General features: G+C 42.4%; 10 protein-coding genes. 7 read left to right on the forward strand and 3 right to left on the reverse strand.

Annotated features, from left to right (window positions below):
* Positions 1-48 precede the first annotated feature (48 nt).
* The 4 genes from L0U88_RS18415 (at position 49) to L0U88_RS18430 (ending at position 8,646) form a co-directional block, all read left to right on the forward strand.
* On the forward strand, positions 49-1,497 hold the full coding sequence (locus tag L0U88_RS18415; protein ID WP_234867947.1) for a vanadium-dependent haloperoxidase: 1,449 nt from the start codon (positions 49-51) through the stop codon (positions 1,495-1,497).
* 24 nt (positions 1,498-1,521) lie between these two features.
* Positions 1,522-4,848 carry a VCBS repeat-containing protein gene (locus L0U88_RS18420; protein ID WP_234867949.1) on the forward strand — a complete coding sequence of 1,109 codons (3,327 nt, stop codon included), beginning with the start codon at positions 1,522-1,524 and terminating at the stop codon, positions 4,846-4,848.
* Positions 4,849-4,850: 2 nt separating this feature from the next.
* Entirely contained in the window at positions 4,851-6,908 is a 2,058-nt protein-coding gene (locus L0U88_RS18425) for a thioredoxin domain-containing protein (protein ID WP_234867951.1), read from the forward strand.
* 67 nt (positions 6,909-6,975) lie between these two features.
* A complete protein-coding gene (locus tag L0U88_RS18430; RefSeq protein WP_234867953.1) occupies positions 6,976-8,646 on the forward strand; it encodes a glycoside hydrolase family 43 protein in 1,671 nt (556 codons plus the stop codon).
* Between the two features lies 1 nt (position 8,647).
* Here L0U88_RS18430 and L0U88_RS18435 read toward each other — a convergent pair whose 3' ends face one another.
* From L0U88_RS18435 to L0U88_RS18445, 3 genes are read right to left on the reverse strand one after another with little or no spacing between them, the layout of a single operon-like run.
* On the reverse strand, positions 8,648-9,850 hold the full coding sequence (locus L0U88_RS18435) for an MFS transporter (protein WP_234867955.1): 1,203 nt from the start codon (positions 9,848-9,850) through the stop codon (positions 8,648-8,650).
* 55 nt (positions 9,851-9,905) lie between these two features.
* Positions 9,906-10,472 carry a Crp/Fnr family transcriptional regulator gene (locus L0U88_RS18440; protein WP_234867957.1) on the reverse strand — a complete coding sequence of 189 codons (567 nt, stop codon included), beginning with the start codon at positions 10,470-10,472 and terminating at the stop codon, positions 9,906-9,908.
* A gap of 43 nt (positions 10,473-10,515) precedes the next feature.
* Positions 10,516-12,000: an arylsulfatase gene (locus L0U88_RS18445; protein ID WP_234867959.1), complete on the reverse strand. Its 1,485-nt coding sequence runs from the start codon at positions 11,998-12,000 to the stop codon at positions 10,516-10,518.
* Between the two features lie 145 nt (positions 12,001-12,145).
* Here L0U88_RS18445 and L0U88_RS18450 point away from each other — a divergent pair, with 145 nt between their 5' ends.
* From L0U88_RS18450 to L0U88_RS18460, 3 genes are all read left to right on the forward strand, one after another.
* Entirely contained in the window at positions 12,146-12,733 is a 588-nt protein-coding gene (locus tag L0U88_RS18450) for an RNA polymerase sigma factor (protein ID WP_234867960.1), read from the forward strand.
* 67 nt (positions 12,734-12,800) lie between these two features.
* Positions 12,801-13,913, forward strand: coding sequence for a FecR family protein (locus L0U88_RS18455; RefSeq protein ID WP_234867962.1), 1,113 nt, complete (start codon positions 12,801-12,803; stop codon positions 13,911-13,913).
* Positions 13,914-14,087: 174 nt separating this feature from the next.
* Positions 14,088-17,360 (forward strand): SusC/RagA family TonB-linked outer membrane protein, encoded by a 3,273-nt coding sequence (locus tag L0U88_RS18460; protein WP_234867964.1) that lies wholly within the window; start codon positions 14,088-14,090, stop codon positions 17,358-17,360.
* Positions 17,361-17,366: the final 6 nt, after the last annotated feature.

Here is a 17,366-nt window from a genome sequence, read left to right on the forward strand (position 1 = left end):
ACAGGAAGGATTTTTCTTCCTGTTCCTTTCCATTTTAAGCAGTTTATTATGGTTAGGCATTTCTTCCTTTTCGGGTTCCTTTTATTGAGCATAGCCGGTTCAACGCAACCTTCGGGCCTTAAAGAACCAACTGGAAAAAACAATCGCGCTCATCAATGGGGTGAAGTGATTATGACCTGCACCGCAAATGATACGGATCGTTTTCGGCCACGCCCCACCGTTACCTCCCGTTTTCTGGGACTTATCTGGACAGCAGCATATGACGCATGGTCGAGGTATGATGACAAGGCTGTTCCGGTATATTTGTCTGATGTGGAGCGCCGTCCGGCTGTTGAACGGACACTGAAAAATAAAGAGCTAGCAATTAGTTATGCAGTATATCGGACTGCACTTATTTATTTTTATGCTGATTCGCTGCTACTGAAAGAGACAATGATAAAAATGGGTTTGAATCCCGATAACTTTTCAGTTGATCCAGGTACTGCAATCGGTATTGGGAACCTTGCCGCGAAACAAGTATCAGAAAAAAGAGCGCGGGATGGCTCCAATCAATTGGGCGATGCTCCAGGCTCAGATGGGATGGCTTACGCTGATTATACCGCTTATCAACCTGTAAATACTGCTGACCATTTGGTTGAGCTGGCCAGGTGGCAGCCGAAATATTTTTCAGATGGAAAAGGAGGAAGATTTGCCCCATCCTGCCTTACCCCTCATTGGGGGTTGGTTAAACCCTTATTGATAGATTCCGCCAGTCAGTTCAGACCGGGGCCGCCACCTGCGATTGGTTCTGAACAACTCAAAAATGAAATCCGGCAGGTGGTGGAACTTCAGAGTAAGCTTACAGATGAACATAAGGCCCTGGTAGAATTCATGCGCGACGGGCCAAAATCGGTACAACAGGCAGGCCATTGGTTTATGTTTGGGCAACAGGTTTCCATCAGGGATCAACACACCCTGGATCAGGATGTTCAAATGTTCTTTCTGATTGAAGCTGCCGCGATGGATGCTTTTATCGCATGCTGGGATGCCAAAATGCAATATGATTTTGCAAGACCTTATTCGCTGGTTCATGAGCTTTATGCGGATTCGATTATTAAGTTGTGGGCAGGTCCGGAAAAGGGTATGATAATGGCTCAAGGGCGGCACTGGCGACCTTATTCCCCCGAATCCTTTTTATGTCCGCCTTTTCCCTCTTATGTATCTGGTCACAGTACCGTTAGTGCAGCTTGTGCTGAGATCCTTCGCTTATTCAAAGGGAATGATCGTTTCGGGCATCATGTTACCCTGATTCCTGGAGCATTAACCGAGCCGGATCGTGCGGGAAAGCCAGTGGAATTGTTTTTTTCCACCTTTACTGAAACAGCAGAAATGGCTGGAATTTCACGCGTAATGGGTGGGTATCATATTCAATCTGAAAATACTGAAGGATTAAAATTAGGCCGAAGCATTGCAGGAGCCATCTGGCATAAATACCGTCAATTTACCGGAAAAAAATAAATAGCCTGAATAATACTAAACATTATGCCTGCAAATAAAATAGTTCGTGACCTGGGGCTGCTTTTTGCATTTATTAGCCTGTTAGTTGCCTGCAATCAGAATCAGCCTGGCAAGACTGCCGAAACAAAAATATTCCGCAAACTGCCTTCCACCGAAAGTGGTATAACCTTTATGAACCTGGTGGATGAAAATTATCACAAAAACTATTTTGACAGTTTCGCTTATGTGTACAATGGTGCCGGAGTAGCAGTTGGTGATATTAACAATGATAGTCTGCCTGATATTTATTTTACCGGCAATGAAGTCCCTAATAAACTTTATCTGAATCTGGGTGATTTAAAATTCAAAGACATTACTGCAGAAGCCGGTGTGGATGGAGGTGAAGGCTGGGATAATGGAGTTACGATGGTAGACATTAACAACGACGGGTTGATGGATATCTATGTGTGTAAAGGAGGATACAGGGATACAGATGCATCCAGAAAAAATTTGTTGTATGTAAACCAGGGGAATCAGAAATTTAAAGAGATGGCTGCTTCCTATGGCATAGCAGATAGTGGATATTCGCAGCAGGCGTTGTTTTTTGATATGGACAATGACAATGACCTGGATCTTTATATTGCAGCACGACCGGACTCCTTTTACCTGGGATTGTCCCAGATGGTAAAAGGAAAAAGAAACCCTCCGGATCATAGCCGGAACAAACTTTACCGCAATGATCAGGGCAGGTATACAGAAATCGGTAAACAGGCCGGGATCGGAAATACCTATGGATATGCGCTTTCAGTTACCAATGCAGATTTGAATAATGATGGGTATGAGGATATTTTCATCTCCAATGATTATGCAGATAACGACTACATGTTCATTAATCAGGGAGATGGAACATTTAAAGATCTGATAAAAACAGCAACCAATCACAACTCCCTTTTTTCAATGGGTGCTGATATTGCTGACATCAATAATGACGGAAGGGAAGATATTATGGTAATGGAAATGTTACCGGAAAATTATAAACGATCCAAAGTATCTATGCCCCGTATGGATGTGGAAGGATTCTGGGCGATTGTTGACAGTGGATTTCAGCGTCAGTACATGCACAATGTTTTACACCTCAACCAGGGAAATCTTTTCTTTAGTGATATAGCTCAGCTTGCAGGAGTTTCCAAAACTGAATGGAGCTGGTCAACTTTACTGGCAGATTTTAATAACGACGGACACCGGGACATATTTGTAGCAAATGGATACCGGCGTGACTTATTTGACGGAGATATCCTGGAAAAACAGAACGCATATGTAAAGGCGAATGTTCATAAATATACATCGGCTGATGATATGTTTGAGCGTGGATTCAAGGAGTATATTGAAATCTATGATCCGATAAAAGTTCGTAATTATCTATTCAAAAACAATGGAGACCTCCATTTTGATAATGTATCGGAAAGCTGGGGATTTGAAGACAGTACATTTTCAAATGGTGCAGCGATCGCTGATTTTGATAATGATGGCGATATTGATCTTGTGATCAACAACCTGGAAATGGAAGCTCATTTGTATGAAAATACATCCAACGGAAAACACCGTTTTCTGCAATTGAAACTGCATGGTCCTAAGGGAAATCCAGATGGAATCGGTGCAAAAATATCCTTGTATTATGAAGGTAAAATGCAGCAGTATTTTGAACAGAAAACAGTAAGAGGATATTTGTCGTCCAATGATCCGCTGATTCATTTTGGCCTGGGTCAAATTAAAAAGATTGATAGTATAGTTGTCAGATGGTTAGATGGAAAGGAAAATAGAATAAGTGGAGCTGAAACGAATCAAAAAATAAAGATTTGGCATACAGATGCAGAGATTCCATTTGCAAGCCCAACACAAAATCAGCCCTTATTTGTAGCAGAAAAAGGGTTGCTTTCTGCTCCCTTTGTTCACCGGGAAAACGAATATGATGAATATAAAGATCAGATCTTATTGCCACACATGTTTTCAAAATCAGGTCCATTCATTACCCTCGGTGATGTAACTGGTGATGGAAAAGAAGATGTTTTTGTTGGAGGGGCGGCCGGACAGGCCGGACGTTTATATATTCAACAGGGGGGTAAATTGCTGGCCCAGCCTCTTGCCGTATTTGAAGATGATGCTGCCTATGAAGATGAAGGTGTGCTATTTGCTGATGTGGATGCTGATGGAGATCTTGATTTGTATGTGGTAAGCGGGGGGGCAGCCTTTCCGGAAGGAGCTGAACAATATCAGGACAGGCTCTACATCAATAATGGAAAAGGACAGTTTACCAAAAGGGAACTATTGCCTACTGCCAGTAGTGGATCCTGTGTATCAGCTTTTGATTTTGATGGTGATGGAGACCTGGATATATACAGAGGCGGAAGGGTTGTTCCTCATCGTTACCCTTATGCGCCAAGGAGTTACCTACTGGTAAATGAAAATGGAAAACTGGTGGACAGAACGAAAGAACTGGCTCCCGCACTCCTTGAACCTGGAATGGTACATACTTCCACCTGGGCTGACCTGGACGGAGATACAAAAGCTGAACTGGTAGTTTCGGGCGAATGGATGCCTATCCGGATTTTCTCATTTGTGGGGGGTAAAATGGAAGAGCGTACAGTTCAATTCCAGTTAAATGGTACGGAAGGGTGGTGGAATAAAATTACAGCAGCGGATATTGACAAGGATGGTGACCTGGATCTGATCGCAGGTAATCTCGGTGAAAATTACAAATTCAAAGCAAGTGCAAAAAAACCATTCGAGGTCTTTGCAAAAGATTTTGACAATAACGGCACCAATGATATTTTTCTTGCCAAATACAACGGAACTACGCAGGTGCCTATTCGGGGAAGGGAATGCACATCGCAACAATGTCCGTTTATAGCAGAGAAATTCCCAACTTTCTTATCCTTTGCTGAATCCGATTTGAAAACAATTCTGGGTGATCAGATTGAATCCGCACTTCATTACAAAGCGCATCAGTTTTCGAGTATGCTATTTATTAATGAGGGAGGTAAGTTAAAACAACAACGATTACCGGTTGAAGCGCAATTGTCAACAGTAAATGGAATTATAGTACATGATTTTGATGCAGATGGGTATACTGATATCTTATTGTCCGGAAATAAGTTCGATGTAGAAGTGGAAACTACTCCTGCTGATGCATCACCGGGTTTATTTTTAAAAGGAACCGGTAAGCTTCAATTTCAACCATACGGAATAGAGGAATCAGGCTTTTTTGTACCCTACAATGTGAAAGATATGCAATTACTAAAGCAAGGACCGGGATTCGCGGTTCTGGTTAGTTCGAATAACGATTCTCTTCGGACATTCAAACTAACCAGATAGAAATGCGCTGGTTGCTGTTATACCTGTTTTTTGTGAGTGCTTGCAGGAATACCGACCTGAACCGACTGGGCTCAGCAAGTAGTCCCTATTTAAAGCAGCATGCCGATAATCCAGTGGATTGGTATGAGTGGGGAGAGGAAGCATTGACAAAGGCAAAGCTGGAGAATAAGCCTTTACTGATAAGTATTGGCTACGCTTCCTGTCACTGGTGTCATGTGATGGAAGAGGAATCCTTTATGGATACTGCTGTTGCAAGAATAATGAATGAGCAATTCATTTGTATAAAAGTAGATCGGGAAGAACGACCGGATATTGACAGGATTTATATGAATGCCTGTGAACTCATAACGGGCAATGCAGGATGGCCGCTCAATGCTTTTGCGTTGCCCGATGGTAGTCCGTTTTACGCAGGCACCTATTACGAAAAAGAGAGCTGGAAATCATTACTGTTGCAGATTAGTAAAACCTACCGGCAACAGCCTGGCAAGGTAAAGTTGCAGGCCCAATCACTTTCTCACGGCATTGCACAATTGGAGTTTTCAGTAATTGATACTTCAGTAAATAGCAGCGCATTCACGGTAAGCGATTATTATAAAATTTATTCCGCTGTTCAAAACAAATTGGACACAGTTTTCGGAGGATTAACAGGAGCTCCCAAATTTCCAAACTCACCGCTGCTGGAATATCAGTTGCAGTATGCTGCCATAACAGAGGATACTATCGCTTTGCAACAATTGCTAACTACCCTGTATAAAATGGCTTTGGGCGGAATCTATGATCAGTTGGAAGGCGGGTTTGCAAGGTATACAGAGGATAGTGCCTGGGCAACGCCGCATTTTGAAAAAATGCTTTACGATAATGCACAGTTGATCAGTGTCTATGCCAAAGCCTTTAAATTAACCCGTGATCCACTGCTGGAAAAAGTTGCGAGACAAACAATTGACTTCGTTTTTAAAACATTGAAAACTGCAGAAGGTGCTTATTTCAGTTCCACTAACGCAGTTTCTGAAGAAGGTGAGGGTTATTATTATACCTGGACCTATAAGGAATTAGAAACACTGATTCCTGATTTCCTGTCGCAGTTCAGCAACTATTACCAGGTTAATAAATCCGGAAACTGGAAAAACGGCAGGTCTGTATTAAGAGCTGCTTTTACTGAAGAGCAATTTGCTTTATTGAATAAACTGAATCCCGAATCCTTCTCTGCTCAATTAGCAAGTGCCAATCAAAAACTGCTTGCTTACCGGGTTAAAAGAGCAAAACCATCGGTAGACACTAAAATTATAGTATCCTGGAATGCACTGATGGTAATGGCATATATGGATGCTTATACTGCATTCAGGGACACTGCCTACCTGAATAGAGCAACTCAGTTAGGTGAATTGCTGGCAGCAGAAATGGATAAGGGTATTCGCCATATCGCAGAAGCCGGGAAAGAAGAAGTGTTCCTGGAAGATTACGTACTAGTAGGTAAGGCGTTTCTGCAGTTGTATCAGCAGGATTTTAATAAGGAATGGTTATTCAGATCAGCCGGTATTTGTGAACAGTTAATTGAAAAGTTCTATGATAATGAGGCTGGAATATTTTATTATACCAGTGCGGAGAAAGGCTATCCGGTCATCCGGAAAATTGGTTTGGCGGATACGGAAATTCCTGCTCCGAATGCAATTGCTGCGATTCTTTTGTATCAGATTGGGAGCTTATTGGATAATAAGGAATATCTGCAGCTATCAGCCAGCCTGTTTGGTAAAATTAAACTTGAATTAGTTGGTGATAAAGCACCGTATTACGGCACCTGGGCCCAATTGGCAGCCTGGTATGGGTATGGAACAAAGGAAGTTGCGATAGCAGGTTCTGATGCACTCCGGATAAATCAGGAGCTTCAGCAAAACTATTTGCCGCTGGCTATTTTTCTTGGAACTGAAAAAGAGGAGTTTATTCCCCTCTTGCATAACAAAGTTACAATGACTAAAACGATGATTTATGTATGTGAAGATGGTACCTGTAAACGCCCTGTTGAAAATCCACGGCTGGCTTTAAAGCAAATCAATCAGAAGTAAAACATTTCTTCCCTTTAAATCGACAAAATTACTATCAGCCTGAATAGTTCACTGCTAATTTTAAGTTATGAAAAGAGTTCTATGTTGGATGTTTCTGTTGCTGCTCATACAACAAGTAAGAGCCCAGGAAACCAAAACTTATACGAATCCTATTTTGACCGGATTTTATCCTGATCCCAGTATTTGTCGTGCCGGGGATGATTACTATATCGTGAATTCATCCTTTGCGTATTATCCGGGCTTGCCGATTTTTCATAGTCGTGATCTGGTAAACTGGAAGCAGATCGGTCATGCTTTGGATCGGCCGGAACAATTGCCATTAATTGGTGCCGGAGTATCGAGAGGACTTTTTGCACCATCCATCAGTTATTATAAAGGTGTTTTTTACATTGTTTGTACCCTGATTGACAAGGGTGGTAATTTTGTGATAACAGCTACGAATCCTGCAGGACCATGGAGCAATCCGGTATACATCAAAGAAGTAAATGGTATAGATCCTTCTTTGTTTTTTGATGAAACAACTGATAAATCTTTCATTATTTACAACAGCGATCCTCCCAATCGGAAGACATTATGGAATGGGCATCGTACCATACGGATGTATGAATTTGATTATAAGTCTAAAAAGGTGGTAGGTGAAGAAATGTTAATGGTGAATGGAGGAGTTGATACGTCCAAACATCCGGTATGGATTGAAGCGCCTCATATTTACAAAATTAAGGACTGGTACTACCTGATGTGCGCAGAAGGTGGAACCGGTTACAACCATTCTGAGGTTATATTCAGAAGTAAATCAGTAACTGGTCCTTTTAAACCCTGGGATCAAAATCCAATTTTGACACAACGACATCTGGATCGATCCAGGAAAAATCCCATAACCACTGCCGGACATGCAGATCTGGTTGAAACACCGCAGGGTGAATGGTATGCGGTGTTTTTAGGATGTCGTCCTTATGAAGGCGATCATTATAATATTGGCCGGGAAACATTTCTTACGCCTGTAACCTGGACAACAGATGGCTGGCCGGTTATAACCCGGGAAGAGGAAGAAGTACAGTATCGATATCCGTTGCCAAAAGGTGTTAAGGGGCAACTGGATAATGCGTTTAGCGGCAATTTTACTTTTAAGGATGATTTTAAGGAGAAAGCGCTGAATGTACGCTTTACGTTCCTGAGAACTGTAACCGATACCTGGTATTCAACAACCAGTCAGCCTGGTTGGCTGGAGATTTCGCTTCGTCCGCATACAGTAAGCGGACGCGATAACCCATCCTTTGTTGGATTTCGGCAGCATCACCATGAGGCAAGTGCAAGTACAAAAATGAAATTTTCTGCCGAAACTGAAAAGGAAAAAGCAGGATTGATCATTTTTCAGAATGAAACACATTTTTATTATTTATGTAAATCTGTTGAAGCAGGTAAACAGGTAGTGCAATTGTATAAATCTGAAAAGGACAGCATGCAATTACTGGTATCAAAACCGGTTAATAACAATAAAGAAGCTGTTTATCTTAGGATTGAGCCTAATAAAGCAGTGTATACATTTTCCTGGTCGCCCGATGGAAAGCGTTGGGAAACCCTGAAGGAATTGGATGGCCGCTATTTAAGTACGGCCACTGCTGGTGGGTTTGTAGGCGCGGTTTTCGGATTGTATGCAACCTCTATGGGTGAGCAAAGTATTAATAAAGCTTCGTTTGACTGGTTTGAATACACTGGAAAGGATGCTGTATTCCGGTAATTTATTGGATCGTCATGCGAAAGCGTATGATCATGGCTGATAGAAAGGTGAGCAATGCAACTGCATAGATCGCGATATCCAGGTCAAAAAGATCAGCAAGCAGTCCGGTTAATAAGGCGCCAATAGCATAACCCAGATCGCGCCAGAGCCGGAAAATGCCAATGCTGGCGGCGCGGTCTTTGGGGTGTGTGCAATCGGCGATGGTAGCTAAAAAGGTTGGGTAAACCATCGCGGTACCTAATCCCAATAAAATTGATAAGGAAAAATAATGAAGTAGGGTGGCTGCAACCGGAAAAAGAAGTAGTGCGATAGCTTGCAATAACATGCCGATAAACAAGAGTTTTTTCTTGCTGTACAGGTCTGCCATATGGCCGGTGAACAGTTGGGCAATGCCCCATACCGCCGGATAGATGGCTGTAATGAACCCGATTTGTCCAATACTGAATCCTTTTGAAGCAAGCAGCAGGGGGAATAGTCCCCATGCCATACCATCATTCAGGTTATTGATCAATCCGGCCTGTGTAACTGCCCCCAGGTTAGGATCTGCCCAGGTCGTTTCGCGGAAAAGTTTTTTTCTTATGGGAATATTACTATCGGCAGCTTCTTTTGCTACATGGTGCACCGTGTCTTTAATCAGAAATATACTGGTCAGTAACCCAGCCACTGCTAATACAATACCGGTATAAAATGGAACGGGTCGAATGCCAAACCGGCCTGCGAGCCATCCCGTCAGAAAGGCTACGGCTGCCACGGCGAGATAACCTGCGAATTCATTAAGGCCCATTGCAAAGCCTCTTTTTTTCTCTCCAACGAGATCAATTTTCATTACCACCGTGCTGCTCCAGGTAAGTCCCTGGTTGATACCGAGTAAAACATTGGCAGCGATGATCCAGTTCCAGGAAGTTGCGTAGATCAGCAGGAAAGGGACCGGAAGACCAATAATCCAACCGGCAATGAGTAAACGCTTTCTACCGAATTTATTTGCCAGTGATCCGGTAAAATAATTGGTCAGTGCTTTTACGACACCAAACACAATAATAAAAGAGAGGATAGCCGTCTTGGCAGCCATCTGGAAAGCCTGCTCTGCCAGTAAGGGCAGGATGGATCGTTCAAGCCCGACCATTCCGCCAACAAAAGCGTTGACGATCACCAGCAAGGTGAACTGTTTCCAGTTTTCTTTTAATCCGAGTTGAATGGAATGCATCTATATGCAAAGTTCCATTCGATTGCAGCGAGCAGATTTATCAAATGATAAAAAATCAACGGACTGCCCGGATCCGGCTAAGACTTACCTGGGTTATGCCCAGGAAGGAAGCGATGTATTTAAGGGGAACACGGTTGATTAAATCGGGACTGCTTTCAAGCAGGCTCTTGTAACGCTCTTCAGCACTGTTGAACTGGAGTGATTCAATCCGATTGATGGTGTCGATGTAGGCAGCTTCGATAATTTTTCGGAAAAGGCGTTCGATTTCGGGATAGGCATCAAAGAGGGCAAAAAACTTTTGCGAATCAATGGCAATCAGATCCGCAGTCTCCAACACCTGGATACCTTTTCGGCTAGGCCTACCCGTGAATAAACTTTCGGCTCGGGCAATGATGCTATTCTCAAAATAAAAACCTTCTGTTATATCAATTTCATCTTTCAGGTAATAAATACGTGCAATCCCGTTTTCCAGAAAATAAATGGTCTGGCAGGTTTGACCAATATGCTGTAGGTTCTTGTTTTTCTGAATGGTAATGGGTTTACAGATAGCTTCTATTGCTTCCAGTGCAGGGGCTGAAAGCGGTTGAAACTGGTTGAAGTATCGCTGAAGTGTCAGAAACATGTCAGTACAATGTTAAGACAATGTATTGACTCTTGTCTGACACTTAGAAATTCCAGGTAGCAAGCGGGCTATCCTGTCGTTCCCGCGCAACGATGGCATCAAAAGTTTTCAACAGATCAGGGTGTTTTGAAGCGAGGTCTGTTGTTTCAGATGGGTCTTTGGACAAATCAAACAATTGCCAGGGAGCAGCCGGATTATTTTTCAGACCGGTTTTCACTCCTTTCCAGTTTCCATACCGGATAGCACGCTGCCCGCCTTTTTCAGGATACTCAAAATAGAGAAATTCATGTTGCTGTTGATTCTTGTCATTACCCAGCAAAGTAGGAAGAAACGAAATTCCATCATTGGGAGGGGCTGGTACTCCGGTTAGATCTGCGAGTGTAGCCATGAGATCGTATTGAACAGATACATGATCAGAAACAGCTCCGGCTTTAATTTTTCCGGGCCAGCGGGCAATAAACGGCATCCGGATTCCACCTTCATACAAATCCATTTTTAATCCTCTGAAACCTGCTGCACTATTGAAGAAACGGGCATCTACACCGCCATTAAATGTTGCACCGTTATCACTGCTGAAACAAATCAGGGTGTTTTCTTCAAGTCCTAGTTCCTTAATCAGTGCCATTATTTTCCCTACCTGTTCATCCAGATAGGAAATCATTCCGGCATAAGTTGATAAGGGATATTTGCTAGGTGTATAACCCTGCTGTCCAAAATAGGGTTGTTCCTCGAATTGCCCTTTATACGCGTTCACCCATTTTTCAGGAACTTGCAGAGAAGCATGAGGAATGGTGTAGGGGAGGTAAAGAAAAAACGGCTTTTCTTTTTTTTCGCGAATAAATTTTTCTGCCTTTTCTGTCAATTTATCCGGCGCATAGTCTTTACCGATAAAAGAAGCAAATGCATCATCAGTTGCACTGTCTGGTGAAAGCTTACGATGTACATAAAAATAGGGTTGATCCAGTGTGTCCCATTTCCCGTTTTCCCATAAGTGCGAGGGGTAATAATTGTGGGCCTGCTTCTGATCAAGGTATCCATAACTGTAATCAAATCCGTGCAGGAGGGGATTTCCTTCTGTGTTGGCCATTCCTAACCCCCATTTACCAATAATAGCCGTGCTGTACCCTTTTGTTTTTAAGACATCTGCAATGGTTATAGCAGCTTTAGGAAGTGGATATTGCCCGCGTTCGGCAGTGTCTGCAAATCCTCCTAGTTCATGATTGCCGCGAATGTAAGAATGTCCGCCGTGTAAGCCGGTCAATAACATGGCACGGGCTGGTGCACAAACCGGAGTAGACGTATAATGTTGGGTAAAGCGCATCCCTTCTGCAGCCATCCGGTCGAGATGCGGTGTTTTGATTTTTGTCTGCCCATAACTACCTAATTCTCCATAACCCAGGTCGTCTGCGTAGACGTAAATGATATTTGGTGTTGCAGTACGAGTGGCTTTATTGGTCTCTGGAGCTTTACAGGAGATTAATCCTGTAATGAGGGTTATCAGGAAAATCAATATGGCAGGTAATTTCATGTTGACTTCTTTGGTGTTAAATAAATATCCTTTTTTATTCCAATCAATTTTTGAACAAACGTTTGCATTTGTCAGTGTTGTCAGGACTTGATATATTCAGTATACGGTTACTGCTAATAACCGGGTTAACCAAACTCTGATTGCTATGTATCAGGACCAACGGCCATCTTACGACTGCGAGCGGTTGTACCGATATTTTGAAGAGGTATATGAACAGCTTCTGCAAATCGGAAGAGCCCGCCAACTGGAGGAGTTGGTACAAAAGGACCTGATTCATGAATTGTTTCTGTCCTTTTACGAGAAACAGATTGATTTCGATACGATCAGTTATCCGAATTCCTATATCATAACTTCCTATAAACGAAAGATCATTGATCTATTTCGGGAATCGCACAGGTATTCCCAGGATGATAACTGGATGAATCATCCCCTTACCCTCATCCCTTCCCCGGAAACAACTCTCATGGAAAAGGAATCCATGCAGGAATTGACACAGTTGCTCAGGAAAGCATACGACCAATTACCGGAGCGCTGTAAGCGGGCCATTTTTCTGAAATATTACAAAGGGCTATCTGTTTCAGCTATTCAGGCAGAAACCGGCTGGTCGGCTCAAAGTATTTATAATTATTTATCAATAGGTTTAAAGCAGTTGAAGGCCGAGCTGGTAGTGCATCCGAATCTGGCAACTGGTGGGTCTTCCATGCTGCTTTTGTTGCTTTTTGCAACGATTTAAAAAAACTTCAGAAAAAGCAGGTAGATTCCTGTCTGTTTTCCGTCTTATCCTCATAACGCTGCTTGTGATGGATAGAAAAAACAGGGATCAGTTACTGGAAGACGAATCATTTATTCGTTTTTGTACACGACCTACAGAAACTGATAAATCCCATTGGGCTGCTTACCTGGCTACTTATCCGGAAGAGTGGGCGACACTGGAAGATGCCAGGTTGCTGCTTGTATCGCTGTTCGGCGTACTCAAAGAAGAGGATAAAAAACAACAGCTCGACAGACTAAAGCAATCTATAGCTGAACAAAATCCGGAAATCAAAACCCCTGTTCCGGTTAAACGCTGGCTCGCCTATGCGGCGGCGGTCTTGTTGCCGGTGCTTATTTGGTATCAATGGTTCGGCAACCCGACCCAGCCAGCCACTACCCCAACAACCAAAAAACTGGTGCAAAAAGCTGCGGATACTACAAAGCTTACAGCCAGTGAACAATATCTGACAACAGTTGGGGAAAAACGATCACTGGTATTACCGGATGGGTCAACAGTGGTTTTAAATGCCAATTCCTCTTTGAGCTTATCCGCTACATTTGGCAGTTCAAACCGCACTGTGCAACTGATCGGTGAGGCTTTTTTTGATATAAAACATGATCCGTCTGCTCCATTTTTTGTAACCACACCACAGTTTACCGTAAAAGTTCATGGTACCGCATTTAATGTACGGGCATTTAAAGGTTCAAGGCAGGCTGAAACTGCATTAATCAGAGGATCGGTTGAAGTGATTTTACCTGCTAAAAAAGATCGTTCCATATTTCTGGAACCCAACCAGAAGTTGGTATGGGAAGAAAAGGAACTTACTGCGGCTACCGTTTCCGGTTCAACCAGCGAAGTGGTAGAACCAACTGCTACGGTACTACCCATCACCATTGGTAAAGATGGCAATTCCATTATTGAAACCGTTTGGACCCGGAATTCCCTTGAAATCAACGACGAACGCTTTGATCAATTAAAAGAAAAGTTTGAAAGATGGTTCCAGGTTCAGCTTGTTTTTGAGGATGAAGCCATTAAACAATACCGGTTTACTGCTTTTTTTGAGAATATCCCCCTGGAACAGGCCCTAGAAGCTATGCAGCTATCCAATTCCTTTAGTTATGAATTAAACGATAAAATACTAAAAATCAGATCAAAATGACAGATAAATGAAAAGGGAGTTGCGCTCTCCCTTTTCCATTAGTTTAACCCACAGAAGCAGTGTTCAATTGGAGTTGGCAACTGCTCTGTATAAAACCAGAACAAAAGTATGAAAAAAACAAAGGACCGCACGTGCCCTTTCCTGCCGAGGCAAGTGCTAAAAACACTGCTGCTTATGAAGTTAACGATCGCATTTATGCTGATTACCTGTTTACAGGTTTCGGCAAAGTCCTATTCGCAGGAGCGAATATCTGTTAATTTTTCTCAAACCCGCTTGAAAAAAGCACTGAAAGAGATTGAACAACAATCTTCTTACCGTTTCGTTTACAGCAGTGATAAGATCCCCGGAAATGTAACCGTTGATTTTAAAGGGGAGAATGTTCGGGTAGTCGAAATTTTAGGATCAATCCTTTCTGCCAATGAATTAAAATTTAAGGAGCTGCCGAACCGAATTATAGTAATTACCGCTTCCAGTTCAGAGGATCAGAATAAAACGATCACAGGTAAAGTAACAGGCTCCAAAGGGGAACCCTTATCCGGAGCAACGGTTCAGGTAAAAGGCAGTTCATTGATTACCACTACGGATGATGCGGGACAGTTTTCAATTGCAGTTCCGGACAATGATGCCATTCTAGTGGTTTCTTATGTTGATATGCAAACTGCTGAAATCAGGGTGGGAGTAAATGCGAATCTTATCATTCAGTTAAAAGCAGTGGATCAGTCGATGAATGAAGTGGTTGTTGTTGGATATGGTACTCAGAAAAAAGTCAGTATGACCAGTGCTGTAACCCAGGTTAAAGGTGAAGACCTGGTAAGAAGACCGGTTTCCAATCTGCAGCAGGCATTACAAGGGCAGGCTCCTGGTCTAACAGTTTTAGACAGGGGAGGAGAGCCGGGCCGCTCTGCAGCCACATTGCGGGTAAGAGGTATTACCACTTTCTCCGGAAATAGTTCCGGAAATAGTTCCCCACTCATTATTGTAGATGGTGTGGAGCAACAGATGTTTAACCTGAATCCGGAAGATGTGGAAAGTATCTCTGTATTGAAAGATGCATCCTCAACAGCCATTTATGGTTCACGTGCCGCAAATGGAGTGGTATTGATTACAACTAAAAGAGCTAAAACCGGAAAAGTTCAGATCGCTTATAATGGATATTATGCCATTCAGAAATCTGTAAACCAGCCGGAAAATATGGAATTGGAAAAATACATGCGGTATCAGCAATTAGCCTATACAAACCAGGGATTAACAATTCCCGCTCGTTATACTGATGAAAGTATCGATACCTGGGTAAATTCTTCAGACCGTTATAAATATCCGGATGTAAATACATGGTTCCAAACAGTATTGAAAGCTGCACCACAGCATAGTCATAATGTTTCCTTTAGCGGGGGAAATGAATTTTCCCGTACCCGCGTGAGTATGCGCTATATGGACCAGGGAGGGATTGCCCCGAATTATAGCGCATCCATTCGGGAGATCCGGATTAATAATGATATGCAACTCCACAAACGGCTGAAAATGAGTGCAGACTTTAACTATCGGTATAATATGTCCAGAAGTCCTTTTGCATCTGATGTGTTTAACCGTTTTTTTCATGGAACATTGTTTGCAGCTCCAAAGTATCCGGATGGCACATACGGGCTTAGTCAACAGGGATTTAATCCGCTCCTCCTTGCTGAAAAATCAGGCAATAATAATATAGCCAGTAACTATTTTTACGCTTCTGGTAAAATGGAATATCAGTTGTTGAAAGGACTAACACTTAGTGCCCAGGTTTCTGCAGTTATGGATTTTACAGAGCAGAAAGCTTACCGGAATGCGGTAAATAATTTTGATTCTCTTACCGGAAGGCGATATCAGGTAGCAAATAACGCACTGACTGAAACACGTAATCGATATAGGGAAATTACAACCAACTATCTGGCGAATTATGCTACTAGTTTTGGTCGGCATGAGTTGAAAGCACTTGTTGGATTTTCAGAATTGTATAATAATGGCTATAACTTGTCGGCTTATCGGGAACGGTTTTACAATAATGACATACAATCAATAGGACAGGGGGCCAATGATCCAACCAAGGATAATTCCGGAAATGAATACAAATTCGGATTGCGCTCTTATTTTGCCCGACTTAATTATTCCTTTGACCAGAAATATTTGCTGGAAGTTAACGGCAGGTATGATGGATCATCCAGGTTTACCGGCAACAAACAGTATAGTTTTTTCCCATCCTTTTCTGCAGCCTGGAGAATTACAGAAGAGGATTTTTTTGATAACCTGAATACGCCATTTAATGAACTAAAGATTCGGGGGTCATGGGGGCAAACGGGTAATCAAACCGTTCCTCTCTACAGCTATTTTGCGTCATTAACACAGGGATCTTACACCTTTGGAGGCGTGGCTGCTCCAACTTTCTCGCAAACTGTTCTGGCTGATCCAAGCATATCCTGGGAAACCAATACACAAACCGATATTGGTATTGAGGGGAGCCTTCTTGGCTATAAACTTTCTTTTTCTGTTGATTATTATAAAAAGCGAACCAGTGGTATATTACTGGCATTGCCATTGCCTGTAGTTACGGGTTTTACTTCATCCAATCAGAATGCAGGTGTAATTGATAATAAGGGTTGGGAGATTTCATTAGGATATCGTAACAATGAGCATAAATTCACTTATGCCATCAGCGGTAATGTTGCAATCAATAGAAATGAAGTGATTGATTTAAAAGGAGGTGGTCCATTTATCAATAGCTCATATGATCTGGACCCTCGTTACATAGTAAAAGAGGGATTGCCTTATAACTCACATTGGGGGTATAAAACGGATGGGTATTTTCAAAGTCAGCAAGAAATTGATAATTATCCTACCATCGCACCCAATACAAAACCAGGTGATGTTAAATATGTTGATCTGAATAAGGATGGAAGAATCAATGCAGACGACTGGACAGTTATTGGGAACCCTTTTCCAAAATACACATTTGGTGCTACGGCAGAACTTGGTTATCGTAATTTTTCTCTGAACCTGCTTTTCCAGGGAGCTGCTGATGTAGATACCCGGTTGTCTGGGGCCTTGTCTGAATATGGAATCTTTGAGGGATTTACACATAAAATTGTTACTGATAACTATTGGACACCTGAGCGTCCCAATGCACGTTTCCCTTTGCCAAGGAAAAGTGATCAGAGAAATGTTAATACATCAGACAGGCTGATTATAGATGGATCTTACCTGCGACTGAAAAATCTCCAGCTAAATTATTCCGTTCCTTCACCACTCTTAAAAAAAGCTGGAATTAATGCAGCAAGAATTTATTTATCTGGAACGAACTTATTAACATTCTCAAAGTTGAACGAATGGAACCTTGATCCTGAAGCAGAATCAGGCAGGGGAATCTATTACCCTCAAACCAGTTTGTACACCTTAGGATTAAACCTGAATTTTTAATTCGTC

The organism is Flavihumibacter fluminis, from assembly GCF_021491375.1.
Lineage (GTDB): Bacteria > Bacteroidota > Bacteroidia > Chitinophagales > Chitinophagaceae > Flavihumibacter > Flavihumibacter fluminis.